The organism is Pseudoalteromonas luteoviolacea NCIMB 1942 (assembly GCF_001625595.1).
In the GTDB taxonomy this organism is placed as follows: Bacteria; Pseudomonadota; Gammaproteobacteria; order Enterobacterales; family Alteromonadaceae; genus Pseudoalteromonas; species Pseudoalteromonas luteoviolacea_A.
Window position 1 is genome coordinate 1 of the sequence record NZ_AUXT01000037.1, and the last position, 3,404, is coordinate 3,404.

At 38.0% G+C, this 3,404-nt stretch carries 5 protein-coding genes; all 5 read right to left on the reverse strand.

The genetic code is table 11. From position 1 onward, the window contains the following. Nucleotides 1-145: 145 nt before the first annotated feature. Nucleotides 146-478: a hypothetical protein gene (locus tag N482_RS03360; RefSeq protein ID WP_063375740.1), complete on the reverse strand. Its 333-nt coding sequence runs from the start codon at nt 476-478 to the stop codon at nt 146-148. A gap of 641 nt (nt 479-1,119) precedes the next feature. Then, nucleotides 1,120-1,620, reverse strand: a complete 501-nt coding sequence (locus tag N482_RS03370) for a hypothetical protein (protein ID WP_196765294.1) — start codon at nt 1,618-1,620, stop codon at nt 1,120-1,122. Between the two features lie 181 nt (nt 1,621-1,801). Further along, nucleotides 1,802-2,149 (reverse strand): hypothetical protein, encoded by a 348-nt coding sequence (locus tag N482_RS03375; RefSeq protein WP_063375742.1) that lies wholly within the window; start codon nt 2,147-2,149, stop codon nt 1,802-1,804. Nucleotides 2,150-2,177: 28 nt separating this feature from the next. After that, nucleotides 2,178-2,633, reverse strand: a complete 456-nt coding sequence (locus tag N482_RS03380; protein WP_063375743.1) for a hypothetical protein — start codon at nt 2,631-2,633, stop codon at nt 2,178-2,180. Between the two features lie 104 nt (nt 2,634-2,737). Beyond that, nucleotides 2,738-3,139, reverse strand: coding sequence for a hypothetical protein (locus tag N482_RS03385; protein WP_231100780.1), 402 nt, complete (start codon nt 3,137-3,139; stop codon nt 2,738-2,740). Nucleotides 3,140-3,404 lie beyond the last annotated feature (265 nt).

The following is a 3,404-nucleotide window of genomic DNA, read 5'->3' on the forward strand; positions in this document are numbered from 1 at the left end:
AATTCTACAGCCTCAACGCCCTGTTAAGGTGTGAGCAACGCAATGCCGAAGCTGCCGCATACCACCTTAAACACTAAAACCAACGCATAGTAAAAATGCCACGCGTTGCGAATCACTCTTAAACAGTTTGTTATGCTTCTGCTTTTCACCGTTGGTATTGCTTGTTAGCTTTAATTCCATGAGGTGAAACCCACCCCTCGTTTAAATAAGAATGGTAATACTCTAGAAACTCATCTTGCTCTTCGAATGAATACATTCGGTTGTTAGTGTTATCGAGCAATTCAGTAGTTACTTCTATCATTCCACTTTCGCGATAAGTTACTTGATTTACGGTCCAAGAGAAGTAATCGCCTACAATGCGGTTGTTGAACTTAACAAACTCACCAACTCTTGGCACTACCGGAAGGTGAACATTTTTGACTAAATGAACCCAATCCTTTTTACTTGCCAGATAGATACTAAATTCTATTTCTATCAATACTTTATCCTGACTCAACTAAGAAGCATAACGCCGCAAATAAACGGCTAAAAATAGTGGGCTATAATTTGTGAGGTACGAACAAAGCCCACTGTTTTTTGTCCGCACTTTTAATTTGCTTTGTTATATTGCGATTTACACAATACATTTTGACTAGCCCCATTACCATACAACTTTAACCTTTCTGTACCACCTGTTTTTTCAAAAAACTCTTGTAATGTAATCTCTTTTTGTTCGTAGCTCATTAGGTGCCAGAAACCGTAAAACCCTTTGAACCAAAAGTAATAGAACACAGTTCCGACGACTAAGATTAAATATACCGATTTACCTACTTTTTGTTTGTACTTTATGCCGCAATAAAAAAACCAAATGCAGCTAAGTATCGCCACAATAAAAAATGCAGAGAAAGGTTTTATTTCAGTATCAGAGTTACTCCAAACAGAGCTTAAACAAGTGAAATTCCCACCTGACACAATTGAGAAAATTAAAGTAATTTTAAAAAAGAAATACAACAATACGGTAATGAACACCGCATATAAGATGCCGCTTTCCTTGCTTTCTTTTAAATTCAACACTTGACCTTACAAAGCAATATAACGCTTGAAGCAGCGGTGAGTTTACGAATCCGCTGGCTTTACTTGTTATGCCTCACTGTTAATTTTGCGTTCTTCAAGATTCTTGATGTAACACTCTAAGTTTCCCGCTATTTTTTCGAATACTCTTGGAAAGAAAGATGCGAGATCTGGAAATGATGGATTATCTGTGTGTGGCCCACCATGGTAATACCTTAGATGCGACAATATGTCTGTTTTTTCATCAGTGCTTAAGGATTCAAATGGATTACTATCAGAGTAATCGTGAAATGCCGAAAAATGTATAAATGCACATCCGAATTTATATACAGAAAGGGTCCATCCTTGCAGTTGATTAGATAGCTCAACCATCTCCCTGTCGGTAACTTTCTTATTTTTACCGTTTACAGTTAACACTGTCCAAACTTCACCATTTAAGGTTTGCTGAATTAGGCGCTCCCTTTCAGATAAGTCACTTTCGGACAAAAGAAATATTACCCTAACCATGGAATCTAGCTCTTGCCGTAGAACCGATACCATCATTCCAGAAAGGCCTGTCAACCGCGACATTGCTTCCGCATGCTCGGAGGATCTTTTCCTTAATATCGAGCAAAACCTTTGAGTATTATCCATTCGACTCCTCATTGCAGGCATAACGCCGTTGTAACCGGCTAAAAATAGTTGGCTAAAATCTTGTGAGGCACGAACAAAGCCAACTGTTTTTTGTCCGCGTTTACAACTTTGTTAGTGTTCACTTGAATAGAGCATCTATCAAATCAATATAAGTTTTTAGTGCTGGTAATACTAAGAAAACAACACTGAAAGCAACAGCCCACCATTTACTGAACCACCACTTTTTTAATGACTCAAAGTGGTCAGGTAGTTCTTCTAATCTCTCTTTTTCAGCAACTATTTGTGGGGAAATTTGAATAGAATCACTTGAAGAATAACGCACGAGATTGAGACTTCGAAGCTTATTTATAGATGCCTCAGTATAAAATTCCTGATTCTCTAGTTCCCTCGTCATCATTGAGTCACCTTCGTTAACAAAATAACTCGCTATGTATTTTAATAAAACTTTATCATCTTCGGTATACACAACTCTCTCCGTGAACACTAACACCGTGTTAACCGGCAGGCAAAGTGCTGATGCTTTTGTGCGATAATTGGCGAAGCGAATGCACAAAAGGAACAGCACTTTGACTGTCCAGCGAAGCCGAAGGCGTAGCGGTGGTTGAACACCTTGTTATATTGTGGAACTTCACGTACTCCTCAAAGTATTTTTTAACTTCTTCGGTGGTAACTTTGAGGCCTTCGCAGTGATCATAGTTTCGCTCAACCGGTGAAACACGATTGGCAATAATATGCTGACACCCGCCACCTACGTTTTTACCACGGCCTTCTTTCTCACATTGAGCTACCTCTTGCCAGTAGTGGTAAGCATCTACCGAGCTAGTACAAGCCTCAAATGCATAGCGGGAATCCTTTACTACTTGACTCCGCGCTTCACGATACTCCTTAGTCAATTCACAGGCTTCGGCTAGTGGAGATAGAACAAGAAGCAAATATAGTATTTTATGCATAGTGAAATATAACGCCGCAAATAAACGGCTAAAAATAGTTGGCTATAATTTGTGAGGTACGAACAAAGCCAACTGTTTTTTGTCCGCACTTTTAATTTTCTTTGTTAGGTACAACTTGCTAATAATTGCTGTTGTAACTTTGTATTTTCACAACCAATAACTTCTAAACCGATAACTTTATTTTTAGTTGAGTAAGTTATCATAACTGTATAGTCAGCATTGCCTGTAGGGAATGTATCTTCGATTTCTTTGGAATTATAACCCACAAATTCAATAGTAAATGCAGAGTTATCCGAGGCAAATGAACTACAAGATTGGATTTCACAAGTATCTAGTTGCTTGGCAAAGCTCTTTTCGCCTTCATCAAGTAGTGATGTTTTAACTTCTTCAAATAGATCAGCTAATTTTTCTCTAAACACCAAGTTCTCCGTTGTACCTAACAGCTTAATCTGTACCAAAATGGTGTGTTTAAACACCCCAAAACGGCTTATATTACATGGCTCCATAATGCCACCGTAAAAACTTCGTGTAAACATAGAGTTATAACACTCGTAATTAAGCCTTGTAGAAATACACCAAAATGTCGCATATCAGCAATATTGGACAAAAACAAAACTACTGTCTATAAAAACAGTGTCTTTCATAAAGCATTTTCTGAATATGAAGTCAGCATTTTTAACTATGGTCAAAGAAAAAATGTATGCTCGCAGATATGCCAAAAGCACTATCAATGCTTACATCAGTTGGATCGCGGTAGTGTTCAAAAATCTG